Source organism: Nocardia sp. NPDC051321 (assembly GCF_044455225.1).
GTDB lineage: Bacteria > Actinomycetota > Actinomycetes > Mycobacteriales > Mycobacteriaceae > Nocardia.
The window spans coordinates 108,006-134,361 of record NZ_JBITEM010000021.1 but is presented as its reverse complement, the minus strand read 5'-3'; the positions used below and the strand labels follow the sequence as shown (position 1 = coordinate 134,361).

Below are 26,356 nucleotides of genomic sequence, written 5' to 3'. Positions count from 1 at the left end.
ATGGTGCCCCGGCAAGCCGTGTCCATCGCGGCGCAACACACCCGGAACAGGGACGTCGTCGCGACGGGCGAGATGGAGCCGACTACGGTTGGGACCTGACAACAACCGTTCGCGGGGGACAAACCCCAGGTCTGTCGAGGAGTCAGGACGATGAGCACAGCATCGCGTAGCGATTCGGTGGGCGATGGTGGCCGAGCGACGGGTGGGCGCACTCAGTCCGTCGAGAACCGTCGTCACCAGGTGGTGGTGATCGGCTCCGGCTTCGGCGGCCTGTTCGGCACCAAGCACCTCAAGCGGGCGGACGTCGACGTCACGGTGATTTCCAAGACCACATCGCACCTGTTCCAGCCGCTGCTCTACCAGGTCGCCACCGGCATCCTCTCGGTCGGCGAGATCGCGCCCGCCACCCGGCTTGTGCTGCGCAAGCAGAAGAATGCGCAGGTGCTGCTCGGCGATGTCATCGACATCGACCTCGAAGCGAAGACGGTCACCTCGCGGCTGCTCAACTCGAACACGGTCACCCCGTTCGACAGCCTGATCGTGGCCACCGGCGCGCAACAGTCGTACTTCGGCAACAACCAGTTCGCCACCTACGCCCCCGGCATGAAGACCATCGACGACGCGCTCGAACTACGCGGCCGCATCCTCGGCTCGTTCGAGGGTGCGGAGCTGGCCACCAGCCAGGAGATGCGGGACCGCCTGCTCACCTTCGTGGTGGTCGGCGCCGGGCCCACCGGAGTCGAATTGGCCGGGCAGATCGCCGAACTCGCCGATCGCACGCTCGAAGGCACGTTCCACAATATCGATCCGCGCGACGCCAGGGTGGTGCTGCTCGAGGGTGCGGGCGCGGTGCTCGGGCCGATGGGACCGAAGCTCGGGCTCAAGGCCAAGAAGCGGCTGGAGAAGATGGGCGTCGAGATCCAGCTCAACGCCATGGTCACCGATATCGACGCCCTCGGCGTGACGGTCAAGGACTCCGACGGCACCGTCCGCCGCATCGAATCCTCCTGCAAGGTGTGGTCGGCCGGGGTGCAGGCCAGCCCGCTCGGCAAGATGCTGGCCGAGCGCTCCGACGGCACCGAGGTGGATCGCGCCGGACGCGTCATCGTCGAGCCGGACCTGACCATCAAGGGACATCCGAACGTCTTCGTCGTCGGCGACCTGATGTCCGTGCCGGACGTGCCCGGCCAGGCGCAGGGTGCGATCCAGGGCGCCACCTACGCGGCCAAGGCGATCAAGGCGGGGCTGAATGGCCAAGCGCCGCAAGACCGTAAGCCGTTCAAGTACTTCAACAAGGGCAGCATGGCGACCGTCTCGCGGTTCAACGCCGTGTGCCAGGTCGGCAAGCTGGAGTTCAGCGGGTTCATCGCCTGGCTGGCTTGGCTGGCGCTGCATCTGTACTACCTGATCGGCTACCGCAGCCGGATCGTCACCGTCATCCAGTGGTTCGTCACCTTCCTCGGGCGCAGTCGCGGGCAGATGGCGGCCACCGAGCAGTGGGTGTTCGCGCGGCTCGCGCTCGAGCAGGTCAATTCCGATGAGGAAGAAGCCGACGAGCTCGCGGCCGCGCTCGGTGCGCCCCCGGCGAACGGCAAGCTCGCCGAGAAGGCCAAGGCGGCCGTCGAGGGCCGGGTGAGCTGACACCCACGTACCGCCGGATCCCACCGAAGGCGACCTTCGAGCTGTCTGGACAGCTGATAGGTCGCCTTCGGTCGTTCGTGCGGTCTCTGTGCCGGTACGGAGACTGCTGGGTCGGGTTCGGTCGATGTGTGCCCGGATGTCTGAAATGCCGATCGCCGGGGGCATTCGCAATCCATACGTAGCTATTCAGCGGCAATGCCGCGGTCGCCATATCGGCCGGAAATGCACCCATCCAGGCGCCGAGCAGATCCGAATGTGGGACGTCGAAAGTGACATCTCTTCTGACCTGACGAAAGGCGATCTACCTATGGGCACAGGCAAGCACAGAGCCCCCAACCCGCAGCGGCAAAAGGTGGGCTCGATGGTCGCGGCAGGTGCGGTACCGCTGGTCCTCGCACTGGTCGGCACCGGCACCGCCAATGCCGAGCCTGCACAACCCAACGCGGCGGCACAGCCCGACCATCCGGCCCAGTGGCCGGCGGCCGAGCCACCGAACGCGCTGCCGTACGAGGGACTCAACATCCCGGACAACACCAAGAGCTCGCTGCAGTGGTCGCGGCCGCTGCCGGAAAAGAAGTACCTGGCACCGGTCGGCGTGCTGCACGCGCCCTTCCCGGTGGCCCCGGTGCCGCCGATCGCGCCGCCGCCCGGCAAGTTCCGCTTCGGCGACGTGCAGGTGGACGCGCCGGACTGGATCGACTCCGAGCAGGCCATCCAGATCAATGACAACTCGGCCATCGCCGAGGCCAACCTGGCCACCTTCCTCGACTCGGTGGGCATGGAACGCAGCAGGTCCGACCGGATCGCCGGGCAGACCGTCGGCACGGCCGCCATGGGCGCGCTGGCCGGTGCGGCCTCGGGTGCCCCGTTCGCGGCGACCTCCGCGCTCGTCGGCGGCGCGGTTGGCCTGGTGGTCGGGCTTCCGTTCGTGCCGGTCGGCATCGTCGCCGGTCCGATGCTCGGTGCGACCTTCGGGGCGGCCGTGATCACCGTGCCCGCCGCCGCGATCGGTGCCGCGGCCGGTGCGGCCGTCGGCGCGGTGAACGCGTTCAACGCCCCATCGCGGGTCGTCGGCGACTGACCATTACCCGCGGCTAGGACGTGCAGATCGAACAAGGGTGGGAGCCCGACGACATTGTCGGGTTCCCACCCTTTGTCTTTTCTCCCGTTCTGGGCGGGCTACACCTCGGGGTGATGACCGACACCAACGCGCGTTTCTGATTCGGCGAGTCGCTTTCGGCGAGTCGTCGCGAGGTCAAGATCAGCGCAACATGTCAGCAATCATCGACCTCGCAGTCGTGGGAGACCCGGGTGAACCGGGGCTGCCGCCGCGGTCAGCGAGCAGGGACGAGGACTGAGCTCGTCCGGGTGAATAGAGTTCCGCCCGCTGCCAGTGGTAGGCGCGTCTCGGTGAGGCCCGCGGTTTCCACCGGCCGGTCGTCCGGGTAACGCAGTTCGCTTTCCAACGCTCGCGGTGCCGTGAGCGAGTCATCCGCGGCGGTGCCCGCCCCCAGCTCTAAACGGTGTCGCAGCAAGGGGATATCGCCGAGATCGGCGATCAGGTCGCCGCGCCAACCGCCGTTGTCCTCGCCGGAACGTCCGATCTGCACGCGTTCCCGCAACCGCAGGCGAGCATCCGGCGCGAGCAGGATCGTGGCGATGGTGTGATGATGTGCGCCGCCGGCCACGATCGTCGGCTCCGGATCGAAGTCGAGGTCTCCCCCGCTGCCGACCTGAAAACGCCAGTGCGCCACCGAAGCCGGCGTCGCGGCGCTCGGCAGCGCCATGGTGGCCGCGACCGACCGCACGACGAGCCGCGCGCCGGGACCGACCACGATGTTGATGTCGAGTTCGTCCCCGCCGAGCGGGGTCGCGGCGGTCCCGATCAGGTGCACGGTGTGCGGGCCGGTGCGGCGGGCCGATAGCCCGCCGCTCGCGTGGATCTCCGGCAGCGCCGCGGTGCTCGCGACAACGCGAACCTCAGTGCGCAACAGCGGATTCGGCGTCGGCCCGATCCTGCTCGGCGATGACGCGCAGCTGCTCGCGCACCCAGGCCAGCACCGGGGTGGCGGCCGGGTCGTCGGTGAGTGAGATCAGCGCGGTCGGGCGGCCCTCGCGCACCTTGGCCGCGTCGCGCTCCATCACGCCGAGGTCCGCGCCGACCAGCGGGGCGAGGTCGGTCTTGTTGACCACGAGCAGGTCCGAAAAGGTCACGCCGGGACCGCCTTTGCGCGGCACCTTGTCGCCACCGGCCACGTCGACCACGAAGATCTGCACGTCGATCAGGCCGGAGGAGAAGGTCGCGGTGAGGTTGTCGCCGCCGGATTCGACCAGGATCAGATCCAGCGGCGGGTTCGCGGCGACCAGGTCGTCGATGGCGTCCAGGTTCGCGGTGATGTCGTCGCGAATGGCGGTGTGCGGGCAGCCGCCGGTCTGCACCGCGGTGATCCGCTCGTCCGGCAGCACCGCGTGCCTGCGCAGGAAGTCCGCGTCCTCGGTGGTGTAGATATCGTTGGTCAGCACGGCAAGCGAAAGTTCTTCGCGCAGTTGCCTGCACAGCGCGGCAACCAGCGCGGTCTTGCCCGAGCCGACCGGACCGCCGATGCCGATGCGCAGCGCCTCACCGGGTGTGCGTGCACGTTTCGGCCGATCGTGGGTGTGGTCGTGCGGTTCACCGTCGATCAGATGCGGTGGCATGGTGGCGATCTCCTTCTTCCGGGGTCAGCTGGCGAATAGTGGCATGTCGCGGTGCAGGTGCCGTTGCGCGAGGACGTCCTGCAGCGGGTCGGACAGGCAGGCGAGGCCGTCGGCCGCCGCGGCCGCGGTGCGATCGCACAGGTCGGCGAGGCGGACGGTGCAGCCCGCGATGGCGGCGGGGTCGAGGGCGAGCAGGCGTTGGGCGGCGGTGGCCGTGCCGGTCAGGGTCGTGTAGACGACAACGCCCGCGATCTCCCGCGGCGTGACCAGACAGGCCGCGCCGACCATGCCGAACACCGTCGACAGGTGCGGACGAGCGCCGAGCGCCGACCAATCTTCTTGCGCCCACAGCTGTTTCGCCAGCCGCAGCAGGCCACGCCCTTGTGCGCGCGAGGCGGTTCGCGCGGCAGACGACGGTGTCCGCGCGTCCGCTTCGGCTTCGGCACGCGCCGGTTCGAGCGCCCCCGCGCAGACCGCCGCGGCCAACGAGGCCGCGACCAGCCCCGAGGTACCGATTCGGCGCCGCAGATACAACTCGACCGTAGCGACGTCACGTACGAGACCGGACGCGATCGCCTCCTCGACCCCACCGGAATGCACATGCCCACCGATCGGCAACCGCGAATCCGCCAACGCCAACAGCGTCGCCAAACTCACCGACCCGATTTCACCCACCGACGGATCCTATGCCCGGCGTGTTGCGGCGGCGTGTCCTGGTCGAGTCCTCGCCATCGAGGTGAGTCATAAGGTCGCTGTTGAAGATCAACTGACGACCATATGACTCACCTCGATGGCGGCGTCAGCGGCGGAAGGTGCGCTCGAAGAAGCGCTGGACCTGGTTGCGGGTGAGGTCGGTCCAGGCCTGGACGGGGGCGGACCACCAGGGGGCGATTTCGCGGGGCTTGGCGGTGACGGCGTGGCAGACGAGGTCGGCGGCCTCGTCGACGGTGAGGCCGGGGACTCGGCTGAAGTCGGTGGGGGCGCTCATTCTGGTGTGGACCAGGGGCATGTAGATGGAGGTGGTGGTGACGCCGTCGATCGCGACTTCGGTGGCGACGCTGCGCAGCCACACGTCGAAGGCCGACTTCGAGGCGCCATAGGCGGCCCACTGCGGGGCGGGCGGGGAGAGCACGCCCCAGGTGGAGATGTTGACGATGTGGCCCTGTTTGCGTTCACGCATGTCCGGCAGCAGGGTGAGCAGCAGGCGCACCGGGCCGAGGTAGTTGATGTCGATGGTGCGGGTGAAATCGTGGAAGCGGTCGTAGGACTTGCTGATCGAGCGGCGAATCGACTTGCCGGCGTTGTTGATCACCACGTCCAGGTGGCCGTGCTCCGCCAGCAGTTGACGGCCGAGTTGTTCGACGGCGTCCATGTCGGTGAGGTCGGTGGGATAGACGTGCGCGGTGCCGCCGTCGGCCTTGATCTCGGCGGCGACCTGGTGCAGGTCGTCGGCGGACCGGGCGACCAGCAGCACCACCGCGCCCGCCGCGCCGAGCTTGCGCGCGCTGACCTTGCCTATGCCGTGTGACGCGCCGGTGACCAGCACGATCTTGCCGCCGACGGCCGCGCGCAGCGACTCGTCGCGCGGGCGAGACTTCGGGTATAGCAGTCGCGTCGCCACTCGCTCGGCGATCGGCCGCCCGTTGCGCTGCGCCGGGGTTTCGTTCACGATCCCGACTCTATTAGCAACGCGCCAATTTCACCCGTGGTATCGCGTGGTCACGATCGCCGTTCGGCCTCGCGCATCAGTTGTGGCAGATCCTGCCGGGTGAGGTAGGCGGCGATGCGCAGGTCACCGTCGCCGCGGCGGATCAGGAAGTCGCTGTGCAGATCGAGGTGCCGGTCGCCGTCGAGGGTCAACCGCCACTGTGCCGAGGCGAGCCAGCAGTGTCCGCCGAGTTCAGTGGTGGACTGTTCGATCAGTTCGGCGTGTGGTGCCGAATCCATGTGACGGGCACGCGCTTCGGCTGCTGCGACGAAATCCGTTCGGGGCATACATCGACTCGACGAAGGCGTGATCACCAGGACCTGCTCGTCGAAGAAGCTTGGCAGGGTATCGAAGTCGGCCGCCGCGAGGGTGTCGTCGTAGCGGCGGATGAAGTCCTGCACCATGGGGGTGGTGGGTGCGGAAGAGTTGTCGGCGAGGGGCGGATCATGCGCGAACATGACACTTAATTATATCGCAGACAACGCTTCTCGTGCGGGAGGCGCGCCGGTACTAATGACCGGCGCCGGTGTTGAGCGGGACGCGGGCGGGCGAGGCGAAGCGCGCGATCATTGCCATCGCGATGAGCACCGTGGCGCCGACGGCGGTCGCGATATGCATTCCGGAGACGAAGGATTCGCGGGCGGACTCGATCAGCGCGGTGTTGTCGCCTGCCTTCTGGATGGTCTCCCCCAGCGTCGCGGCGTAGTCGCCGCCGGACCGGAAGATCAGTGCGGCAAGCGATCCCAGCAGCGCGAGGCCCAGCGCGTTGCCGAGCTCGAAGCTGGTCTCCGAGATGCCGACGGCCGAGCCCGCGCGTTCCGGGGGTACCGAGGACACCGAAACATCCGACACCAGCGTGAAGGCGAGGCCGTAACCGATGCCTGCGATGGTGGATCCGACCAGATACCACCAGAGCCCACCGTGCACGCCGACGCCGAGCAGCATGAGATTGCCTGCGGCCGAGGCGGTCAGCGCGAACACGAAGGTGTTGCGGGTGCCGAACCGGCGACCGAACCTGGCACCACTCATCGAGCAGACGAACACGGCGACCGCCATCGGAATACCGAACAAGGCGGCGGCGAGCGGGTCGCGGCCGGTGACCGACTGCAGGTAGATGCTGGTGAGGTAGCTCATCGCGGCTAGGGACATCATGCCGACGAGGCTGGATCCGATGGCCACCGAGAATCCGGCGCGGGAGAACAGCCGCAGGTCGAGCAGTGGTTCGTCCAGCTGGCGTTGCCTGCGCACGAAGACGGTCAGGACCACCACGCCGATCAGCGAGATGATGACGGCCTGGGCGTCGACCCCGTCGGCCGCGGCGTGCTTGATGCCGTACACGAGTGGCAGGATGCCGCCGATGGACAGCGCGACGCTCGGCAGGTCCAGCGGTCCGCGCACGCCCGCGCGGTGTTCGGGCAGCACGAACGGCCCGAAGGCGAGCAGGATCAGCAGCACCGGGATGTTGATGAGAAAGACTGAGCCCCACCAGAATTGGTGCAGCAGCAGGCCGCCGATGATCGGGCCGACGGCCGAGCCGCCCGCGAAGAACGCGGTCCACACGCCGATCGCGGCGGCCCGTTCCCGCGCGTCGGGGAACAGGGTGGAGATCAGGGCGAGGCTGGACGGCAGCAGGGTCGCGCCGCCGACACCCATCAGCGCCCGCGCGATGATGAGCACCGCGGCGCTCGGCGCGAAGGCGGCCAGGATCGAGGCGATGCCGAAGATGGTGGCGCCGACGAGCAGGATGTTGCGCCGCCCGATCCGGTCGCCGAGGTTGCCCATGGTGATCAGCAGGCCCGCGATCAGGAAGCCGTAGATGTCGAGGATCCACAGTTGCTGGGCGGCCGACGGGTCGAGATCGACGGTGAGGGTCGGCATCGCCAGGAACAGCACCGAGATGTCCATCGACACCAGCAGCACCGGGAGCAGCAATACCGCAAGGCCGAGCCAGGCACGGCGTGAGCCGACAGCGGGCTCAGCGGACCGTGCTGTGTTCACCCGCCCTGCCGGCTGCCGTCCCCCGGCCTCAACGTCTGTCATCCTGAGTTTTCCTCTCCATCTCGCGTACGGCGTACGCACGAGCTGGAGTACAGTGTACGCAACCTCCCCCGGAAGTGAAAGTGAGTCATGGGATGTCTGAGCTCAAGCTCAACCGAGCCGCCATCATCGACACCGCGATAACGCTTGCCGACGAAGAAGGCCTCGACGCACTGTCCATGCGGCGGATCGCCGACAAGATGGGTGTCGGCGCCATGTCGCTGTACCGGCACGTCGCGAACAAGGACGAACTCCTCGCGGAGATGACCGACGAGGTGGCGCGCCGCAATCCCTACCCTTCGGCCGAGGGACAGCAGTGGACCTGGCGCGATCGGGTCCGTATCGCCGCCGAGATCGATTGGGCGCTCTACCAGCAACATCCGTGGGTCCTGCTCACCTTCGCCACGCCGCGTTACAGCTTCGGGCCGATGAGCCTGGCCTGCCTGGCGTGGATGGTCGAGGGGTTCGCCGAGCTCAATGTCTCCACCCGCGAGGCGACCACCATGGCGTTCACCGTGTGGAACCACATCTCCGGCGCGACCCTGCCGCACATCAGCGCCTCGCTCATGGCACGCAAGGGGATGAACCCCGAGGGCGACAACGGCCTGCGCACCATGTTGAAAGGAAGATCACAATTTCCGGTGCCCGCCGCGCTCGCCGACCTGGAAGGTAGCGGGATCAATGACCTATCCCAGGAGGATTTGCTGTACGCCGGGCTTTCCGCGCTCTGCGACGGCTTCGAGGCCAAGGCGCGGCAGCGGGCCGACTTGACCTGAACCTAGCTTGATGTTGCACGGTGGTGGCGACCATCACGAACAGGAGCCACCGTGCACGCGATTCGCCTTCATGCCTTCGGCCCGGCCGACAATCTGCGCTACGAGACCCTTCCCGATCCGACGCCGGCGACGGGCCAGGTGCGAATCACCGTGGCGGCGGCCGGTGTTCATCTCATCGACACGGCGTTGCGCAAGGGATTGTCCGGGCCGTATCCGGTTCCCGAACTGCCCACCGTGCCAGGCCGTGAGGTCGCCGGGACTATCGACGCGGTCGGTGCCGAGGTCGACCCGGGCTGGGTCGGCAAGCACGTGGTCGCGCACCTGGGCATGGTGCCCGGCGGTTATGCCGAGCTCGCCGTGACCGAAGTCGCTCGGCTGCACGAGATTCCGGCGAACCTCGAACCGGCCGAAGCGGTGGCCATGATCGGCACCGGCCGCACGACCATGGGCATTCTGCAGTTCACCGAGCTCGGCCCCGACAGTGTCGCGATCGTGACGGCCGCGGCGGGCGGAATCGGCACGCTGCTGGTGCAATACGCGAAGAACGTCGGCGCGACCGTGCTCGGGCTTGCCGGTGGGCCCGCGAAAGTCGAACTGGTGCAACACAATGGCGCCGACCTCGCCGTCGACTACCTACTCCCCGACTGGCCCGCACAGGTCCGCGCTTTCCTCGCGGATCGGCGCGCGACCGTCCTCTTCGACTCGGTCGGCGGCGAGACCGCTCGCGCCGCCGTCGATTTGCTCGGCAAAGGTGGACAGCATCTGGTGTTCGGCGCGTCCGGGCAAGACCCGAAAGACGCTGCCGCTCCGACGCTCTCGGCTGAAGAGTATGCCGCGCGCGGCATCACCTTCGACGTCGTCCTCGGCCCGCCGATGCTCCAGCGCGCCGGTGGCGATGTTCGCGTCCTGGAGGATCGCGCGTTGGCCGAGGCGGCCGCCGGGCGGTTGCGTCCTGCAGTACAAAGGTTTTCACTGGCGGACGCCGCCGCCGCACACGATGCCCTGGAGACCCGCGCGACCACCGGCAAGGTCGTGCTGATTCCTTAGCTCGCTCGAAAACCCATTGAGCGGCTTCGTGTTTCCTCTCTACGCTCGACACCCATGGGAGGAAATACGGGGCTGCTCAATGTCGTCGATGTCGAGGCGACCTGCTGGGACGGCAAGACGCCGTTCGGCGCGGTAAGTGAGATCATCGAAATCGGTTTGACCGAAGTGGATTTGGAGTCGAGTAAGCGGTGTCGGAAGCATCGCATCCTGGTGCGGCCCGCCCGCTCCACGGTGAGTGAGTTCTGTACCGAATTGACCGGGCTTACCCAGGATGAGGTCGATACGGGCGTCTCCTTCGCCGAGGCGTGCCGGTTGCTGGCGACCGAGCATGCGGCGGGAGTACGCGCTTGGGCCAGTTGGGGCGACTACGACCGCAAGCAGTTCCTGAGCCAATGCGGCGCCACCGGTACCGCCTACCCGTTCGGACATCGGCATACCAACGCCAAACTGGTGTTCAACGAGGCCCACGGACTCAACCGGCGGCAAGGAATGGCCGGAGCGCTGCACATCGCCGGGCTTCCCCTCGAAGGGCGGCACCACCGCGGCGAAGACGACGCATGGAACATCGCGGCGCTAGTTCTCGATATCGCGGGCCGCGGAGCGTGGCGGGTGACGAGTACGGACTGAACTGTCCGCAGCCGGCGCGGCGCGGATCCCGCGGGCACGCAGTGCAAACCCCCGCGGCCGAATGAACCCGACCCTCACCCGCCCCGTCCAGCCCGTCCATGCCCGTCCATGCCCGGCACGATCGCACTCCGGCTCTGGCTGGCGTGGTCGGGGATCTCGGCGAGGTCAGTCTGTCGGGTCGCCGTTCACTATCGCGTAGGCGAAGCCGTCCCAGCCTTTGCTGCCGACGGTCTGTACGACGGTCGCGTCGAGGGTCGGCTCGGCGGCGAACAGTTCGACGACGGCGCGGCTGGCGCGGATCGCCTCGTCCTCGGAGGTGGCGTCGGCGAGGCCGCCCCTACGGACGACGTTGTCGACGATGATCACCGAACCCGGGCGGGTCAGCTTCAGCGCCCACTGGACGTAGTTGGAGTTGTTGACCTTGTCGGCGTCGATGAACACCAGGTCGAACGGTTCGGGCTGCTCGCCGGCCAGCACCGGCAGGCTGTCCAGGGCCGCGCCGACCCGAATGTCGACCCGGCCACCCACGCCCGCGTTGTCCAGGTTCTTGCGCGCGACCTCGGCGTGCTCCGACTGGAATTCGAGCGTCACCACCTGCCCCTTCTCGCCGACCGCGCGAGCAAGCCAGATGGTGCTGTACCCGCCGAGGGTGCCGATCTCCAGCACCCGCCGCGCCCGCGCCGTCCGCGCCAGCAGATACAAGAACTTCCCCTGCGGCGGCGACACATCGATCGCGGGCAACCGCGCGGCAGCATTAGCCGTCAACGCCGCCGCCGTCTCCCCATCCCGCACCAGAGTATCGACAATATAGCTATCAACATCCGACCATTCACTTGTCGTCATACCAAGCAGTCTGCCACCGCAGCCACCCCCTCCCCGGACCCCACTGCGTCAAATCCGCACTCTGTCTCGGGATACGCACCGAGATCAGGGCCCTCGAGACGGTGCGGGTCCCGAGAGTCGGTGCGGATTCTGCAGCCAGCGGCTGGTCAGGTGGGGAGCGGCCAGCGGTCGATGTGGTCGAGGGCCGGGGTGCGGGGCGCGAAAAGGCGGCGGATGCCGTGCGGGTTCAGGGATGAGCGGGCTTGCGCGGCATAGTGTTCCGCGTAGCGGGCGGCGGGGTGCAGGCGACGGGCTTCGGCTAGCCAGCCGGTGGCTTGGCGGTGGACTTCGGTGCGGGTGAGGGGTGGGTCGGCGCCAAGGAGGGTGCCGCCGTGTTCGGGGGCGACGGTCATGGCAGAGCCGAGGTGTTGCAGGCAGCGAGCGGTGCCGTGGTCGTCGGCGAGGGTGCGGTACGCGGTCAGCGATTGTTGCCAGCAGCGCAGGGCTCGGCGTGGCTCGCCGCGGGCCCACCAAACAACGCCCATGGTTTCGTGGACGTGGGCGCGGCCGTCGGGGTCGCGGCCGGTGCGAGTGAGGGATTCGGCCAGCTCCAGTCGGTCTTGGGCGGCATCGAGCCTGCCCTGCCGAATGTGCACGACGGCCAGGTTGATCAGCGCGCATACCTCGCCCGCGACGTCTTCCCTCGGCAGTAGCCACCAGGACGCTTCCAAGCGATCCGTCACCGCGGCGAGATCGACGGGCGACTCGGTGAGCAGGCGCAGCGCGGCACGGTGTTCCCAGCGGGCGGCGAGGCTGGTGGACAGGTTGCGCGGCCGGTAACGCTGGGGACGCTCGTGCAGTCGGTCAGCCCGCATCCACGCCAGATCACGGTGCAGCACAAGGTTTTCCAGCCCACATACGCCGCACAGCTCGGTGGCTAGCCCTGAGTCGTCCTCCCCCATGCCGATTCGGGCGTACCACCCGTCCAGCGCGTCACCGATGCGCACCAGCTCCGGCACCAGGGTGTCGGGCACGGCCGCGCCGAGTGCCACGCAGGCGGCGACGAGCTTGCGCAGGTACGGCTCCTCGGACTCGAACCAGCGGCGCGCGCCCGCGGCGAATCGCACCGACTCCAGGGCGATCGCCCAGCGGGTGGCGCGATCGGCGTAGTAGTGCACGAGCGCGGTCAACGCCGCCCGCCACTCCGGTTCCGCGCGGACCGCCGTCGGGCGCGGTAGCCGAGGCACCTGACGGAGGCAATAGCGTTGCGCACCACCGGGCGTCACGATGCCGCGCCGCTCCAGGTCGCCGAGTAGCACCGCCGCCGTTGAGTGCGGCGCAACCCGTTCCAGCGGTAGCCGGTCCGGTGCGTCGAGGGCGGCCGTCAGCACGGCGAGCAGTGCGGCCGTTTCGAATTCGTGCATGGGCAGGTCCCGCAACACCGCACAGATCATCTCACCGTTCAACGCGCCCACGCTGCGCGGCGGCGCCGGGCACGGCTCCGCATCGGTGGCCAGCACCCGAGGCCCCGGCTCGACCAGATCCGCGATCAGCTCGAGTTCCTTTGTGGTCCGAACTCTTTCGCGATACCGCAAGACGAACCGGTAACCCACATAGACCGCCGCCGCGGCGATGACCAGCACCGAAAGCCACCGCAGCGTCCCCGCCAGCACCGTCATCGCGGTGCTCTCGCCGAACGAATTGACCACTAGATTCCGTGCCAACTCGAACAGCAGCGCATAGGCCACCACCGATGCTGTGCCCAGAAATCCCTGCCAGATAGACGATCTCGGCGTGCTGGGCTCGATTGATGACGCCTCCTCTCGCCGCTCGTGCTCCCCTGGATGACTCATCGCAAGAACCCAGCCGTCCGCTCCAGCAGTACCACAGCACCGCCCGACCGCGCCGTCGCACCGCGCACTACCGACCAGGCACGTTGCCGCACCGAGCTTTCCGCGTGACTCACCGCAGTGCCCCGCCAGTAAGGCCGGGCACCAGCCAGCGGCGCCAGGTGGCGAGTAGCAGGGCTACCGGCAGGATCGCCGAAATAAGTGCGCCCGCGGCCAATTGGGCTGAGTTCTCGGTGAATTGGCGGGCCTCACCCCAGAGCAGCAGCGACCATGGGGTTGCGCCCGCGCCGCTGATCAGCAGGCCGATGACGAAATCGTTCCAGACCTGGATGAATTCGAGGACCGCTACCGCGCCGAGGGCGGGGCCCGCGGAGGTCAGTACGCGGCGGGCGATGGTGCCGGGGCCCGCGAGTCCGTGCAGTGCGTCGGCGGCGGGACTGCCGGGGGCGGACAATAGGGCGCCGCGTAGGACGAGGATCGCGATCGGTAGTCCGGCGGCCGCGTGCAGCAGGATCAACGGGATTCGGGTGCCGGAGAGCCCGTAGGTGTCGATGAAGGTGCTCAGCGGCCCGAGGTAGCTCTGCACCGGCAGCACCGAGAGCACGACCAGGAACACCACCGCGATTCTCGCGGCGGGACGGTTCGGTCGCAGCGCGGCAAGCCGATACGCCACCGGCACGGCCGCGGTGACCACGATGATCGTGGCGAGGGCGGCCACCCACGCGGTGGTCTCCAGCGACCGCAGCAATGCCGGATCGCGCCACATCCGGGTGATCGCGCCGAAGCCGTAGCCGTCGCGATCGTGCAGGCTGGTGACGATCAGCACGCCGATCGGTATCAGAGCCAGCGCCGCCACCGCCGAAATCCCCAGTGCCCGACCGAGTCCGAGACGTGGCCGGGCCTCCACCCCGGATGGCTCCGCCGGTGCCGACCAGCTGGTGCGATGTCTGCTCACGTCGGTCTGCAACAGCCACGCCACGAAACCGACCAGCACCGCGAGCGGCAGCCCGTACGCGGCGGCGGCGCCCGCGTCGGCATCGGAGTCGACGGCCAGTCGCCACCAGTGCACGGTCGCGCTGTCGACCTGGTACTGCATCGAACCGGGCACCCCGATCAACACCACATCGAACACCCGCGCCGCGGCCACACCGACGGCGAGCCCGACGATCAACACCACCGGGCGCAGTAATTCGTAGAGCCGCAACGGCAATGGCCTGTCGTCGCCACGATGCAGGTACCCGGTGCGCACCGGGTCGGTCTCGATGGCGCGGATACCGGCACGGAACAGTCCGGTGACGAAGCCGAGCCAGGTCCACAGGAACGCCGACCCCAGCATCACCGCGAACCAAAACCGGTAAACCCCAACACTTTCGATGCCGACCCGATCCCCGAGATACTGGAAGATCAGCCGAAAAGCCACCCCCGACACCAGCACCGAGATCCCGAACGGCACGATCAGCGGCCGCCACAACCACCGCGAATCCCTTCCCCACCACGCGATCACCAACGCCACCGCGAGCAGCACCACGCCGAACAGCACCCACACCAACGTCCGCAGATACGCCCAGCTACCGTCGCGCCCCAACGCGCCACCGAGCGCCCACAACCCGCCGACGACAACGGCAAGCAGAATCGGCCACGGTACCAACCGAATCCCCGAAAACCACCGATGCCGAGCAAGCTGCGTCAACCCGACGGCCCCGAACGCCACCAGCAGACACGATACGACCACCACCGGCCGCGCCCGCACCGCGATCACCACCGTCCACACCACCGGCACGGCAACCAACGACACCGTCAGCACCGTCGCGGGCAACCCGGCCGCCCAACCGAGCCATCGCCGCGGATGACTTCCCGCAACCAATGGCCCACGCATCCGACGCGTAGCCAGCTCCAATCGCAACCCGTTGGCCTGGAAGTCAGGCGAGCCCGCCATCACCCCGCCTCTCCACCGCGCTGGCCATCATCGCTGCCCGCGATCCACCGCGTCGAGCGCGGCGATCGCGCGATCGGTCGCGTCGTCGAGCCGTTCGGTCTTTCCGTCGCCGACCGCGATCAGGAAGTCGGTCAGTATGCGCCACAAGCCGTTTCGGCCACCGACCGCGCCGATCCGGTCGGACAGATCGAAGGCGCTGCGGGTGCTCAGGGTGCGGGCCGAGGACTCGAGGAAGGGGGAATATCGGGCGTTGGTCCGAAGGTTCGGCGCGATGAAGCCCCCGTAGTTCTCGATCCAGGGCAGCGGCGCCGCCGGATCGGCAAGGGCACCAACCACTTCCATGGCCCGGTCGGCCGCCGACTCGGTGACCACCATGACGTCGCCGCCGACGATCCGTGGCGGATCCAGATCGGCCGCGACGGCCGGAAAGGCGGCGACACCGACCACGTCTTCGGCGCGCCGCCCCGAGCGCTGGACCGCGGCGCGGACGATCGGCTCGGCGAAATCCGATTCGACCACCATGACCGCGCGCCGATGCTCGAATACCTCGCGAACCGCGTCCGGGAATTGGCGGGTCAACGCGGCAGCGACGCCACCGGGAAACGCATGCCGATGCCCCCACAGCGAACCGAGATGATTGAACGCGGCCCGCACCGCGGGGCTCTCCCAGGTCCGATCAGTGCGTGCGACGGCCACCTCGTCATAGATGCGGGGCGATTCGGCGAGCAGCGCGTTCTCGAAGACATCGGTGAGCACCCAGCCGTCCGCGGCGCCAAGGGCGAGCAGCCGAACCGGTGTTTCGGCGAGGACCTCCATGCGGTCCAGCCAGTCCGCGAGGGTCCAGCCGACCGGATCCCCGAGCCCGTACTTGTCGACGAGTTGTCGGTCGTACCAGACCATCGACTTATCCGCCGCTTTGAACGGCACACCGTACGGTTTTCCGTTGTGCTGCAACAACTGCCGCCACACGTCCGGGTAACGCGAGCCGAGCTCGTCGAACCACAGCGTGTCGCGGACCGGCCGCAGCTTCTGTTGCTCGGCGAGCGGCCGCACCCGGCCCGCCTGCGGCAGCATCACGATGTCCGGCGCGGACCGCCCGCCCGCCGTGAACGCGGTCTCGATTTCGTCGCCGAGCGGAACGACGTCCACCTGTTCGTCGTAGCCGAGGCGGGCGAGCACGGCGCGGAACGCCGCCAGTTCGGCACCGCTCCACGACACCCCGATGCGCACGGCACCGGGGTTACCGAGCAGCAGATCGGGGGCACAGGCGGCTGCCAGCGGCGCTATCAGCGCCACCTGCAGTAGTTCCCGCCTGCTTCGCATATCCCCCGGGCCTGGCTATTTCGTGCGACCGGCCTACTTCGAGAAGTTCTCCGGCGGCTGCCACGGCCGACCGTGTGGGTCGTCGGGGCGGTAGGCCGGCGGTTGCTGCTGGGGCGGTTGCTGCGGCGGTTGTTGTTGCGGCAGTTGCTGTTGCGGCGGGGTCTCCTGCTGCGGCGGGTACGCCTCCTCGCGCGGCGGCATCACCGCTTGATGGGGCGACGCCTGATGCGCCGGTGGTGTCGTCGCCGCGGTCATCAATCCCTCCACCGGCTTGCGGGCGGTCTCCTCCGCCGCGCGCACCGCGCGTTCGATGGCGGGGTCGGGTGCGGTGTCGAACCAGTCGGCGACGTCCTCGGAGTCGTCCTCCACCTTGGCCGGTTCGCCGTCGGCGGTGGGCGCCTCGTAGCGGAAGATGCCGTCCTCGCCCTTGCTGCCGAAGCTGGTCGCGAATCCTTCGAGCGCCTTGCCGAAGTCGCTCGGCACCAGCCACACCTTGTTGGCGTCGCCGCGCGCGACCATCGGCAGTGTCTGCATGTATTGGTAGGCAAGCAGTTCCGGCGTCGGCTTGCCGTTCTTGATTGCGGCGAAGACCTTTTCGATGGCCTTGGCCTGGCCCTGTGCCTGCAGGTAGGAGGCGGCCCGCTCGCCCTGCGCGCGCAGGATGCGGCTCTGCCGTTCACCTTCGGCCTCCAGGATCGCCGACTGCTTGGCGCCCTCGGCGGAGAGCACCTGCGCCTGCTTGGAACCCTCGGCCATCTTGATCTGCGATTCGCGGGTGCCCTCGGCGGTGAGGATCATCGCGCGCTTCTCGCGGTCGGCCTTCATCTGCTTTTCCATCGACTCCTGGATGGAGGCAGGCGGGTCGATGCTCTTCAGCTCGACGCGCGCCACTCGCAGGCCCCAGCGCCCGGTCGCCTCGTCCAGCACGCCGCGCAGCTGGCCGTTGATCTGATCGCGGGAGGTCAGCGTCTGTTCCAACGTCATGCCGCCGACCACGTTGCGCAGCGTGGTGACGGTGAGCTGCTCGACCGCGGCGATGTAGTTGCTGATCTCGTAGACCGCCGCCTGCGGGCTGGTGACCTGGAAATACACCACGGTGTCGATGTGCAGCGTGAGGTTGTCCTCGGTGATCACCGGCTGCGGCGGGAAGGACACTACCCGCTCGCGCAGGTCCACCTTGGCGCGGATGCGGTCGGCGAACGGGACCAGGAACGTCAGCTGGCCCGACACCGTGCGCGAATACCGGCCGAGCCGCTCGATCACCGCCGCCTCGGCCTGCGGCACCAGCGCGATCGACTTGAACACCACCACCACAACCAAAAGCACGAGTACGGCGGCAACGATCAGTACAGCCATTACGGCCCCTTCCAGACGACGGCGGTCGCGCCTTCGATCCTCATGACATACACCTTCGTACCCGGTTCATAAACCTCGGACTCGTCCATCGGCCGCGCGGACCAGACTTCCCCGCCCAGTTTCACCTGGCCGGAGTGCGCGGCGACCTCCTCGAGCACCAGCGCCGACTTACCCTGTAGCGCATCCACGTTCGTCGGGATCGGCGGCGGCGTGCCGAAGCGGCGCCGCAGCATCGGCCGCACGCCGAGGAACAGCACCAGCGTGAGCACGCCGAAGACGATGGCGTCGACCACCAGCGTGGTGTCCGCGACCGCGCTGACGCCCGCGGTGCCGAGCGCGGCGACGCCGAGCATGAGCAGCGTCAGGTCGCCGGTGAGCATTTCCGCCGCCGCGAGCAAGATGCCCGCGACCAGCCAAACTATTGCGGCCACGAAACCACTCTAGTGCGCGGGTGATGTTCTGGGGCCGCACTGACACGACTACAGATCTCGGGTGAATCACGAATCGCGCGCCGACCGCGGGTGGACGCGCTGGCCGGGCCGATGTATCGAAATCGCCAGCGGCGGTGCTAGCTTCAGGCGGGTGAGCGGGCATAACAGCTATGGCGGCGACATCTTCTCCGGACACTCCCGAGCGAAAAAGCGGGCGGTACCGCAGGTAATGGCGGAGCGCGACCTCGTGGTCGAGGACGCGGCCAGCGGATTCTGCGGCGCCGTTGTGGGTTTCGATCGCAGCTACGACGGCGAGTTCGTGAAACTCGAGGACGCGCGCGGCGCGGTGCGCTTGTTCGCGCTGCGCGAGGCCGCGTTCCTGATCGACGGCGAGCCGGTCACGTTGGTCCGGCCATCGGCCGCCGCCCCGAAGAAGGAAACGCGCTCGGCCTCCGGCTCGACGCGGGTGGAGGGTCTGCGCGCACGGGTCGCACGGACCAGCCGGATCTGGGTGGAGGGCGTGCACGACGCCGCGCTGGTAGAGCGGGTCTGGGGACACGACCTGCGCGTCGAAGGCGTGGTCGTCGAGCATCTGGAGGGTTTGGACAACCTGGCCGAGCGCCTCACCGAATTCGCGCCGGGACCGGGCCGCCGGGTCGGGGTGCTGGTCGACCACCTGGTCACCGGATCCAAGGAAACCCAGCTCACCACCGGGCTCGGCGCGAACGTGCTGGTCACCGGTCATCCCTATATCGATGTCTGGCAGGCGGTGCGCCCGGCGACCGTCGGGATCGCCGCATGGCCGGAGGTGCCGCGCGGCGAAGACTGGAAAACCGGCATTTGTGATCGATTGGGCTGGGGCACCCCGCAGGAGGGCTGGCGGCGGGTGTACAACGCCGTCGAGTCCTTCCGCGACCTGGAGGCGCCGCTCATCGGAGCGGTGGAACGGCTCATCGACTTCGTCACCGAGCCGGAATAGCAGGTCGCGCGGGTGCCCTCGCGCCGCTGCTCAGGAATGCCCTTTCCGGGAATGCCCGCGAATAACCGTCACCCTTTATGCTCGATAATTATGTGCTCTCCTAGTGCCACGCTGACGGTGTGGGCCGGCTCCTGGCTGGCCGGCTGTAGCGCGCCCGACGACGTACTGGAGGCCCTGCACGCGTGGGCGCCCCAGCACACCATCGCCGCCGGTGATCCGGTCACCGGCGGCCGCACCGACCTGCCGTGGTCGTCCAGGGGCAACCTGCCCGGCACCGGAATGATGGCGCTGCTCAAGGTGATTCGCGAGAGCATGGCCCAACCCGGCGCCCAGCTGCGGCTGGTGCTTCCGGTGCCGGGCGACGTGCGCGGCCTGCCCACCGGCACCGCCTTCGCGGCCGACGCGATCGAGGCGGAAGAGGGACTGCTCATCGGCGTGCCCGGCACCGAAGGCACCGGCCTGATCCCGCAGTGGACCGACGACGACACGCTCCAGTGGGCCGTCTACAGCACGCCGATTCCGCCGGTCCCCGGTCAGGACATGTCGCTCGGCGAGGCCGAATACGCGATGCGCGAAGCGGTCCGCGACGCCGCCGACGCGCTGATGCGGTTGCACACCACCTCGGTCGGCTCGGCCGATTCCGATCCGAGGGAACTCATCGAGGCCGAGCTCGCCGACTACTCCCGGCACGACTACCCCGGCTCTATCCCGTTGCGGGCCAGGAAGATTCTCGACACCGCCGACCATGTCGCTGCGATACTCACTGTGGCGCAACGGGAACCGGCATCCTCGCCGACCTCGGCCAGTGCGATCGGCGCCCAGGAGTCACTACTACGACCGCTGTGGGATGCTATCCGCGCGGCACGTCTGGTGGCCATTCACGCGGCGGCTCGCAGTACGCCATGAACCAGCCCTCCTCAGCAGGCGGTACGACATGAACTTCCCGCGTCGCGGTGCCGCGACCCTCGTGGCCGCGCTGCTCGCCCTCGGCCTGCCCGCCGCGGCGCCCGCGTCGGCGATCGTCGGTGGCACCGAGACCGAGGCGAGCGCCTATCCGTGGCTCGGGGCGGTCGGCAGCCCGCTGTTCTTCACCAGGCCGTCCGGCCAGTTCTGCGGTGGCACACTGATCGCCCCCGACCAGGTACTCACCGCGGCGCACTGTGTATCGCTCGCGCAACTGGTCGCCCAGGCGGTCACGGTCACCTTCGGACGCACCGACCTACGCGACTCCGACGGAGTCAAGGTGCACGTCAAGGACATTCGCATCCACCCCGGCTTCCACGACACCGACTTCGAGGGCGAGACCGTGCATCACAACGATCTGGCCATCCTCATCCTGGACCAGCCGCAGCCCGGCCCGTTCGTGAAAGTCGCCGCCGCTCAGGCGAACACCGGCACCATCCTCGGCTGGGGTGCCACCTCCGAGGCCGACGAGTCGAACACCCACCTGCGCACCGCCACGGTGCCGCTCGTCCCGGACGCCGACTGCGCCGCCGCCTACGGTGCCGCGTTCGATCCGAACGAAATGCTGTGCGCCGGTTCACCCGAAGCCGACACCGCCGAATACGACAGCGGCGGACCGCTTCTCGTCGACGGACAGCTGGTCGGCCTCACGTCATGGGGCAAAGGCGCTGCCCGCCCGGGCTTCCCGGGGGTCTACGCTCGCATCCCGAGCAATTTCATCGAGGTGAGTCATATGGTCGCCAATTGATCTCCAACAGCAACCATTTGACTCACCTCGATGCCTACGACGCGGTGCCGTTCCGGGTTCCGCTGTCTGCGTGGGGGGTTGAGGGATGCTCACCGGTTGTGGGAGCCGCACACCACGTCTACTGGGTGTGCGGGTTAAACAAACGGTGAGCGGTGATACAACGGGTGGGGTACAGGCGCTGCCCGCCTGGGCTTTTCGGAACGCGATGCTATCGCAAGCCGATTCGCGTCATTTCACAACTGCGGGACGCCGCTGCGGGGCACAGCAGCCGATGGCGCAGGGCGCACCGTTCAGCGTGCAGCCGTAGCCGGGAACCTCGCCGAGGTGGCGGGCGGCGGTGTCGTTCAGCTGCTCATCGATCAATTCGACGACCAACTGGGCGAAGCGCGGGTCGGTGCCGGGGGTGGCGGCGCGGGCGAAGGTCATGCCGAGTTCGGCGGCCTTCTCCTTTGCCTCGTTGTCCAGATCCCAGATCACCTCGAGGTGATCGGACACGAAACCGACGGGACAGACGATGACCGCCTCGACATTCTTGGCGGCGAGATCGTCGAGGTGGTCGACGATGTCGGGGTCGAGCCACGGCACCTGCGGCGGGCCGGAGCGCGATTGCCAGACGAGGTCGTAGTCGGTGAAACCCGTTGCGGCGGCGGATAACCGGGCGGCTTCGGCGACCTGACGGCTGTACAGATGACCACCGTCGGCAGGCGGACCAGCGGCCGTGTCGGCGCTGACCGGAATGGAGTGCGCGGTGCAGACGAGCCGCGCACCGTCGCGCCGCTCGGCCGGAAGTTCTTGCCGCGCGGCCCGAATGGCGTCGGCGAACGCCTCGATCAGCAACGGGTGGTCGAAGTACTGACGCAACTTGACCAGCTCCGGTGCGTCGTCGCCGAACGCGGTGCGTGCCCTGGTGATGTCCTCGTGATACTGCAGGCAACCCGAGTAACCACCCCACGCCGAGGTGGGGAACACCAGTGCGGAGCGAACACCGTCGGCGGCCATCCGCGCGACGGTGTCCTCGACCATCGGAGACCAGTTCCGATTACCGAAGTACACCGGGAGATCGATACCCGCCGTGGCCAATTCGGCCTCGACCGCCGCGATGATGTCCCGGTTGAGCGCGTTGATCGGCGACACCCCGCCGAAGTGCAGGTAGTGCTGCGCGACCTCTTCGAGGCGTTCGCGCGGCACTCCCCGGCCCCGAGTGACGTTCTCCAGGAACGGCATCACGTCCTCGGGGCGTTCCGGACCGCCGAAGGACAACAGCAGCAACGCGTCAGCGGCCCGAACCACAATGTCCTCCTAGGAAGATCAGTTGATCGACATGCCTTCGGGGAACCAGGTGTTGTGGCTGGCTCCGCCGTCGACGTAGATGATCGACGCGGTGGTGCCGGGCAGCCAGTCCGACAGCAGCGCGACGATCGACTTGGCGACCACCGTCGGGTCGTCGACGTCCCAGCCGATCGGCGACGCGCCGTCCCAGTACTCGTTGAGCTGGTTGAGCTTGGCGGCGTCGTCGGTCGCGGTGCCGGCGATGGCCTTGGCCGCGAGGGTCTTGATCGGGCCTGCGGCGATGAGATTCGAGCGAATCTTCTTGGCGGCGCCCACCTCTCGCGCCACGTACCGGTTGACCGACTCGAGCGCGGCCTTGGCCACACCCATCCAGTTGTAGTACGGCATCGCGGTGCGCGGATCGAAGTCCATGCCGACGATCGAGCCGCGCTCGTTCATCACCGGCAGCACCGCGCGGGCCAGCGACGCGTAGCTCCACGCGGAGATCTCGAACGCCTTGGCGGCGTCCGGGCCGGGGCCGTCGAGGAACGGACGCGCCTCCGGACCCATCAGCGTGCGCGGCGCGAACGCGATCGAGTGCAGCACGCCGTCGACGCCCTCTGGCGCCAGCTCGCGCACCTTGTCCGCCAGCTCGCCGAGGTTTTCCTCGTTGGTGACGTCGAGCGGGATGGCCGGGGGGACCTCTTGCGGCAGCCGCCTGGCGATCCGGTCGATCAGCCGCAGCCGCTCCGGAATGCCGGTGATGATCACCTTCGCGCCCTGCTCCTGCGCGACCGCGGCCGCGTGGAAGGCGATCGACGAGTCAGTGATGATGCCGGTGACCAGAATGGTCTTACCTTCGAGCAGTCCGCCCATAAGTTTTCGGTTCTCCTGGAGTCGAGTGTGGAATTGCTTGCGGCCGCCGAGGTTTCGCCGGCCGCAGGGTCGGTCGGGTCAGTGACCCATGCCCATGCCGCCGTCGACCGGAATGATCGCACCGGACACGTAGCGGGAATCCTCCGAGGCCAGGAAGCTGACCACGGCCGCAACGTCTTCCGGCTGGCCGAGGCGCTGCAGTGGAATGAACTTCTTGGCCATATCGCGCATGTCCTGCGGCAGTTCGGCGGTCATGTCCGTCTCGATGAAGCCGGGCGCGACGACATTCGCGGTAATCGAGCGCGAGCCGAGCTCACGGGTGATCGAACGCGCCAGGCCGACGACACCGGCCTTGGACGAGGCGTAGTTGATCTGGCCGGGGCCACCGCCGAGGCCGACCACCGAGCCGAGGAAGATCATCCGGCCCCAGCGCGCCCGCAGCATCGCCCGATTAGCCCGCTTGGCACAGCGGAACGCACCGGTCAGGTTCGCGTCGATGACCCTGGTGAACTGCTCCTCGGTCATCCGCATCAGCAGCGTGTCGTCGGTGATGCCCGCGTTCGCGACCAGCACCTCGACCGGACCCTGCTTCTCCTCGACCTCGGTGAACGCGGCATCGACCGAAGCACTATCGGTCACATCGCATTTCACGCCGAACAGGCCGTCCGGCACCCCTGACCCACGATGCGTGACGGCCACCTTGTGACCATCCGCGACCAAGCGCTGTGCGACTGCCAGACCGATGCCACGATTACCGCCGGTCACCAGGACGGACCGGGCTGTGATGTTCGACATGGGCAACAACCTACCCGGTCGGATCTGGCGGTTACGACCCGCCCGACCACCGTCTCCAGCCGCACAGACGACCGATGCCGGCACCACGACGGTGCCGGCATCGGTGTGGATCGCCGGACGGGCCCGGCCGCCGCCGGATGGGACGGGGCGCTCAGCAGCTAGGGCACCACGACAACACCGTCGCGGCGAATCCCAGGGACGGAACAGCTTCGCCCGGTGAGACGTACTTGTATGCGCCTGGCGAACCGCACGTCCCTTCGGACAACATCAACTGCACCTGGGAATTGTTGAACACCGATTGAACCTGTCCCGGCAGCTCCGTGCAGTAGTTCTCGCTGCTGGCAGAGTGCGACAACGCCCAGGCACTACCCGAATAGTTGTCGCCCGACCACAGGCAGGCGTCCGCGCCACACGACTGCGCGGAAGCCTGCCCCGGCACGCATCGCCCTGCCGCAGCTCTGCCATTCCCGAAATGGCAGAGCTGCCAACGCAACTCGACGCTTACGGCAGACGCTGGCGATACAGCAGCCCGGTGATCACACCCGCGGCCGTGATCAGCAGCCCGAGCAGCAACCACGGCCTGCTCGCGTCGCCTCTGGTCAGCTCGAAGCCGATCTGCTGTTCGAGGGTGTCGTACACCTTGCTCAGTTCCTGCAGGGTGGAGGCGGAGTAGAACTCGCCGCCGGACAGCCGCGCGATCTCGCGCATCGCGTCGTCGTCGACTTCCACCTTCACCTTGTCGGTACCGCCGCCCTCGTGCGGAATCTCGACAACACCCCATTTGGTGCCGTAGGAGATCGTCGAAATCGGGACGTTCTTGTTCTTGGCCAGTCGCGCGGCGACGAACTCGTGCCGCGGATTGTCCACGTCCTCATACGCGGGGACGGTCTGCTTGCCGTCCGACATCAGCACGATCCGAGCAGGCGGCGGTTCGTTGGCGCCGCCGAGCACCGACGCGAGGGTGTCGATCGCGTTGAGTGCGGTGATGATGCCCTCGCCGGTGGCCGTGCGCTCGGCGAGCTTCGCGTTGTCGATCGCCGCCTTGACCGACTCGTGGTTGGTCGTCGGCGTCACCATCACCGACGCCGTGCCCGCGAAGGTGATGAACCCGATGTTGAGTCCCTCCGGCAGGCCGTCGACGAAATCCTTGCCCGCCTTCTTCGCGACCTCGATCCGGCTCGGCGGCACGTCGGTCGCCTCCATCGACAGCGACACGTCCATCACCAGCATGACCGTCGCCCGGTTGCGGGCCACCTTCTTCACCGCGGTCGGCCCGGCCGCCGCGATCGTCAAGAACACCAGCCCGATCACCATGAGCACGATCGGCACATGACGGAACAGGCTCGGTCGCGTCGGCGCGACCTTCTCGAGCAGCTCCATGTTGGTGAACTGCATCATGTGCTTGTGCTTGCCGCGCTGGACCAGCACATAGCCCAGCGCGATCAACGCGATGACGACCAGGAAACCAAGCCAGAACGTTGCGGTGAAATGCGAAATACTCACTGGCGTGGCACCCGCCCGGTCGGGGCGCCGAAGCTGTGGCGCCGGGTGGACACGAACCGGACCACGTCGGAGATCCAGTCCCGATCGGTCTGCAAAGTGAGCACCGGCGCGCCGCAGCTCCGCAAAGCCTGTTCGACCTGATCCCGGTGCCGCTGCGCGGCGGCCGCGAAATCGGCACGCAGCGTTGGCGTCACGCTGAATTCGCGGGTGCGCCCGGTCTCCGGGTCGTGCAGCACGACGTCACCGACGTCGGGCAGCGACAGGTCGCGCGGGTCGAGCACCTCCACCGCGAGCAGGTCGTGCCGCGCCGAGATGGCGCGCAGCGAACGCTGCCAGTCGATGTCGCCGAGGAAGTCGCTGATGATCACCGCGAGGCCGCGTTTGCGCTGCGGGCGGCGCAGCGATTCGATGCCGCCGCGCAGATCGCCGCGCACCCCGTCGCGCGCGTGCGGGGTGGTCGCGATGCTGCGCAGCAGCGACTGGGCGTGCACCCGTCCGCTGCGCGCCGGCACCCGGACCAATTCCTCACCGGTCGCGACGACGGCACCGATCCGGTTGCCGCCACCGCTGGTGAGGTGGGTGATGGCGGCCGCGGCGGCGATGGCCAGGTCGCGCTTCTGGCACAGCGCGGTGCCGAAGTCGAGGCTGGCCGACAGGTCGATGACCATCCAGGTTTCCAGCTCACGGTCGGCGATGGTCTGCCGCACGTGCGGATGGGTGGTGCGGGCGGTGACCGACCAATCCATCTGCCGCACATCGTCACCCGGCTGATAGGTGCGCGCCTCGCCCGGCTCGGAGCCGGGGCCGGGGATCAGGCCGAGGTGGTCGCCGTGCAGCACGCCGTCGAGCCTGCGGCGCACCGTGAGCTCGAGCGTTTTCAGCGCCGCGGCCAGCCGCGGGTCGGTCAGCTCGCCCGAGTGGAAGGACGGCGGAGCGTGCGGAGTCGACGGGCCTAGTGGGGGCTGGTAGGGA

General features: G+C 68.1%; 26 protein-coding genes. 8 read left to right on the top strand and 18 right to left on the bottom strand.

Annotated features, from left to right (window positions below; translation table 11 throughout):
* Positions 1-150: 150 nt before the first annotated feature.
* Positions 151-1,641, top strand: coding sequence for an NAD(P)/FAD-dependent oxidoreductase (locus tag ACIA8C_RS38945; RefSeq protein ID WP_396990861.1), 1,491 nt, complete (start codon positions 151-153; stop codon positions 1,639-1,641).
* Positions 1,642-2,002: 361 nt separating this feature from the next.
* On the top strand, positions 2,003-2,722 hold the full coding sequence (locus ACIA8C_RS38940; RefSeq protein WP_397143742.1) for a hypothetical protein: 720 nt from the start codon (positions 2,003-2,005) through the stop codon (positions 2,720-2,722).
* 253 nt (positions 2,723-2,975) lie between these two features.
* On the opposite strand, the gene ACIA8C_RS38935 is transcribed toward ACIA8C_RS38940, so the two are convergent.
* The 6 genes from ACIA8C_RS38935 to ACIA8C_RS38910 all read right to left on the bottom strand — a co-directional run bounded on the left by ACIA8C_RS38935 (position 2,976) and on the right by ACIA8C_RS38910 (position 8,086).
* Positions 2,976-3,632: an urease accessory protein UreD gene (locus ACIA8C_RS38935; RefSeq protein WP_397143740.1), complete on the bottom strand. Its 657-nt coding sequence runs from the start codon at positions 3,630-3,632 to the stop codon at positions 2,976-2,978.
* On the bottom strand, positions 3,622-4,338 hold the full coding sequence (gene ureG, locus ACIA8C_RS38930) for an urease accessory protein UreG (protein ID WP_397143738.1): 717 nt from the start codon (positions 4,336-4,338) through the stop codon (positions 3,622-3,624). The genes ACIA8C_RS38935 and ureG overlap by 11 nt, the downstream gene beginning before the upstream one ends.
* Positions 4,339-4,362: 24 nt before the next feature.
* On the bottom strand, positions 4,363-4,995 hold the full coding sequence (locus ACIA8C_RS38925; protein ID WP_397143787.1) for an urease accessory protein UreF: 633 nt from the start codon (positions 4,993-4,995) through the stop codon (positions 4,363-4,365).
* A gap of 142 nt (positions 4,996-5,137) precedes the next feature.
* Positions 5,138-6,007 (bottom strand): SDR family NAD(P)-dependent oxidoreductase, encoded by an 870-nt coding sequence (locus tag ACIA8C_RS38920; RefSeq protein ID WP_397143736.1) that lies wholly within the window; start codon positions 6,005-6,007, stop codon positions 5,138-5,140.
* A gap of 50 nt (positions 6,008-6,057) precedes the next feature.
* Positions 6,058-6,504 (bottom strand): nuclear transport factor 2 family protein, encoded by a 447-nt coding sequence (locus ACIA8C_RS38915; RefSeq protein WP_397143734.1) that lies wholly within the window; start codon positions 6,502-6,504, stop codon positions 6,058-6,060.
* A gap of 52 nt (positions 6,505-6,556) precedes the next feature.
* A complete protein-coding gene (locus ACIA8C_RS38910; protein ID WP_397143732.1) occupies positions 6,557-8,086 on the bottom strand; it encodes an MFS transporter in 1,530 nt (509 codons plus the stop codon).
* A 92-nt stretch (positions 8,087-8,178) separates the two neighbouring features.
* Here ACIA8C_RS38910 and ACIA8C_RS38905 point away from each other — a divergent pair, with 92 nt between their 5' ends.
* The 3 genes from ACIA8C_RS38905 to ACIA8C_RS38895 are packed head-to-tail and all read left to right on the top strand — an operon-like array spanning position 8,179 to position 10,533.
* The gene (locus tag ACIA8C_RS38905; protein WP_396990867.1) at positions 8,179-8,859 is read left to right on the top strand and encodes a TetR/AcrR family transcriptional regulator; all 681 of its coding nucleotides are present in this window, start codon (positions 8,179-8,181) and stop codon (positions 8,857-8,859) included.
* A gap of 51 nt (positions 8,860-8,910) precedes the next feature.
* Positions 8,911-9,906 (top strand): zinc-binding dehydrogenase, encoded by a 996-nt coding sequence (locus tag ACIA8C_RS38900; RefSeq protein ID WP_397143730.1) that lies wholly within the window; start codon positions 8,911-8,913, stop codon positions 9,904-9,906.
* Between the two features lie 54 nt (positions 9,907-9,960).
* A complete protein-coding gene (locus ACIA8C_RS38895) occupies positions 9,961-10,533 on the top strand; it encodes an exonuclease domain-containing protein (RefSeq protein ID WP_397143728.1) in 573 nt (190 codons plus the stop codon).
* A 165-nt stretch (positions 10,534-10,698) separates the two neighbouring features.
* Here ACIA8C_RS38895 and ACIA8C_RS38890 read toward each other — a convergent pair whose 3' ends face one another.
* The 6 genes from ACIA8C_RS38890 to ACIA8C_RS38865 all read right to left on the bottom strand — a co-directional run bounded on the left by ACIA8C_RS38890 (position 10,699) and on the right by ACIA8C_RS38865 (position 18,251).
* Positions 10,699-11,376 (bottom strand): O-methyltransferase, encoded by a 678-nt coding sequence (locus ACIA8C_RS38890; protein WP_397143726.1) that lies wholly within the window; start codon positions 11,374-11,376, stop codon positions 10,699-10,701.
* A gap of 146 nt (positions 11,377-11,522) precedes the next feature.
* Positions 11,523-13,103 (bottom strand): hypothetical protein, encoded by a 1,581-nt coding sequence (locus ACIA8C_RS38885; protein ID WP_397143724.1) that lies wholly within the window; start codon positions 13,101-13,103, stop codon positions 11,523-11,525.
* 214 nt (positions 13,104-13,317) lie between these two features.
* Entirely contained in the window at positions 13,318-15,141 is a 1,824-nt protein-coding gene (locus tag ACIA8C_RS38880; protein ID WP_397143722.1) for a hypothetical protein, read from the bottom strand.
* Between the two features lie 27 nt (positions 15,142-15,168).
* Complete coding sequence (locus tag ACIA8C_RS38875; RefSeq protein ID WP_397143720.1) at positions 15,169-16,464, bottom strand: ABC transporter substrate-binding protein; 1,296 nt, start codon at positions 16,462-16,464, stop codon at positions 15,169-15,171.
* A 33-nt stretch (positions 16,465-16,497) separates the two neighbouring features.
* On the bottom strand, positions 16,498-17,820 hold the full coding sequence (locus ACIA8C_RS38870; protein WP_397143718.1) for an SPFH domain-containing protein: 1,323 nt from the start codon (positions 17,818-17,820) through the stop codon (positions 16,498-16,500).
* Positions 17,820-18,251, bottom strand: coding sequence for an NfeD family protein (locus ACIA8C_RS38865; protein WP_397143716.1), 432 nt, complete (start codon positions 18,249-18,251; stop codon positions 17,820-17,822). Before ACIA8C_RS38865 ends, ACIA8C_RS38870 begins: the two co-directional genes overlap by 1 nt.
* A gap of 151 nt (positions 18,252-18,402) precedes the next feature.
* Between ACIA8C_RS38865 and ACIA8C_RS38860 the strand changes: the two genes are divergently transcribed.
* From ACIA8C_RS38860 to ACIA8C_RS38850, 3 genes are all read left to right on the top strand, one after another.
* Positions 18,403-19,230: a DUF3097 domain-containing protein gene (locus ACIA8C_RS38860; protein ID WP_397143714.1), complete on the top strand. Its 828-nt coding sequence runs from the start codon at positions 18,403-18,405 to the stop codon at positions 19,228-19,230.
* A gap of 90 nt (positions 19,231-19,320) precedes the next feature.
* Entirely contained in the window at positions 19,321-20,136 is an 816-nt protein-coding gene (locus tag ACIA8C_RS38855) for a hypothetical protein (RefSeq protein ID WP_397143712.1), read from the top strand.
* Positions 20,137-20,164: 28 nt separating this feature from the next.
* Positions 20,165-20,941 (top strand): S1 family peptidase, encoded by a 777-nt coding sequence (locus ACIA8C_RS38850; protein ID WP_397143710.1) that lies wholly within the window; start codon positions 20,165-20,167, stop codon positions 20,939-20,941.
* 228 nt (positions 20,942-21,169) lie between these two features.
* On the opposite strand, the gene ACIA8C_RS38845 is transcribed toward ACIA8C_RS38850, so the two are convergent.
* The 6 genes from ACIA8C_RS38845 to ACIA8C_RS38820 all read right to left on the bottom strand — a co-directional run bounded on the left by ACIA8C_RS38845 (position 21,170) and on the right by ACIA8C_RS38820 (position 26,292).
* Complete coding sequence (locus ACIA8C_RS38845) at positions 21,170-22,231, bottom strand: ferrochelatase (RefSeq protein WP_397143708.1); 1,062 nt, start codon at positions 22,229-22,231, stop codon at positions 21,170-21,172.
* Between the two features lie 18 nt (positions 22,232-22,249).
* Entirely contained in the window at positions 22,250-23,086 is an 837-nt protein-coding gene (inhA, locus tag ACIA8C_RS38840) for an NADH-dependent enoyl-ACP reductase InhA (protein WP_396990885.1), read from the bottom strand.
* A gap of 78 nt (positions 23,087-23,164) precedes the next feature.
* Entirely contained in the window at positions 23,165-23,881 is a 717-nt protein-coding gene (fabG1, locus tag ACIA8C_RS38835; RefSeq protein WP_397143706.1) for a 3-oxoacyl-ACP reductase FabG1, read from the bottom strand.
* Between the two features lie 151 nt (positions 23,882-24,032).
* Entirely contained in the window at positions 24,033-24,320 is a 288-nt protein-coding gene (locus ACIA8C_RS38830) for a peptidase inhibitor family I36 protein (protein WP_397143704.1), read from the bottom strand.
* 62 nt (positions 24,321-24,382) lie between these two features.
* Positions 24,383-25,384 carry a VWA domain-containing protein gene (locus tag ACIA8C_RS38825; RefSeq protein ID WP_397143702.1) on the bottom strand — a complete coding sequence of 334 codons (1,002 nt, stop codon included), beginning with the start codon at positions 25,382-25,384 and terminating at the stop codon, positions 24,383-24,385.
* A complete protein-coding gene (locus ACIA8C_RS38820) occupies positions 25,381-26,292 on the bottom strand; it encodes a DUF58 domain-containing protein (RefSeq protein ID WP_397143785.1) in 912 nt (303 codons plus the stop codon). Before ACIA8C_RS38820 ends, ACIA8C_RS38825 begins: the two co-directional genes overlap by 4 nt.
* Positions 26,293-26,356 lie beyond the last annotated feature (64 nt).

Excerpts from the sequence above, each read along its gene's own strand:
- ACIA8C_RS38910 (WP_397143732.1), bottom strand. The coding sequence starts at position 8,086 with ATGACAGACGTTGAGGCCGGGGGACGGCAGCCGGCAGGGCGGGTGAAC.
- ACIA8C_RS38905 (WP_396990867.1), top strand. The coding sequence starts at position 8,179 with ATGTCTGAGCTCAAGCTCAACCGAGCCGCCATCATCGACACCGCGATA.
- ACIA8C_RS38940 (WP_397143742.1), top strand. The coding sequence starts at position 2,003 with ATGGTCGCGGCAGGTGCGGTACCGCTGGTCCTCGCACTGGTCGGCACC.
- ACIA8C_RS38915 (WP_397143734.1), bottom strand. The coding sequence starts at position 6,504 with ATGTTCGCGCATGATCCGCCCCTCGCCGACAACTCTTCCGCACCCACC.
- ACIA8C_RS38880 (WP_397143722.1), bottom strand. The coding sequence starts at position 15,141 with ATGGCGGGCTCGCCTGACTTCCAGGCCAACGGGTTGCGATTGGAGCTG.
- ACIA8C_RS38850 (WP_397143710.1), top strand. The coding sequence starts at position 20,165 with ATGAACTTCCCGCGTCGCGGTGCCGCGACCCTCGTGGCCGCGCTGCTC.
- fabG1 (WP_397143706.1), bottom strand. The coding sequence starts at position 23,881 with ATGTCGAACATCACAGCCCGGTCCGTCCTGGTGACCGGCGGTAATCGT.
- ACIA8C_RS38945 (WP_396990861.1), top strand. The coding sequence starts at position 151 with ATGAGCACAGCATCGCGTAGCGATTCGGTGGGCGATGGTGGCCGAGCG.
- ACIA8C_RS38890 (WP_397143726.1), bottom strand. The coding sequence starts at position 11,376 with ATGACGACAAGTGAATGGTCGGATGTTGATAGCTATATTGTCGATACT.
- inhA (WP_396990885.1), bottom strand. The coding sequence starts at position 23,086 with ATGGGCGGACTGCTCGAAGGTAAGACCATTCTGGTCACCGGCATCATC.
- ACIA8C_RS38855 (WP_397143712.1), top strand. The coding sequence starts at position 19,321 with ATGTGCTCTCCTAGTGCCACGCTGACGGTGTGGGCCGGCTCCTGGCTG.
- ACIA8C_RS38875 (WP_397143720.1), bottom strand. The coding sequence starts at position 16,464 with ATGCGAAGCAGGCGGGAACTACTGCAGGTGGCGCTGATAGCGCCGCTG.
- ureG (WP_397143738.1), bottom strand. The coding sequence starts at position 4,338 with ATGCCACCGCATCTGATCGACGGTGAACCGCACGACCACACCCACGAT.
- ACIA8C_RS38895 (WP_397143728.1), top strand. The coding sequence starts at position 9,961 with ATGGGAGGAAATACGGGGCTGCTCAATGTCGTCGATGTCGAGGCGACC.
- ACIA8C_RS38870 (WP_397143718.1), bottom strand. The coding sequence starts at position 17,820 with ATGGCTGTACTGATCGTTGCCGCCGTACTCGTGCTTTTGGTTGTGGTG.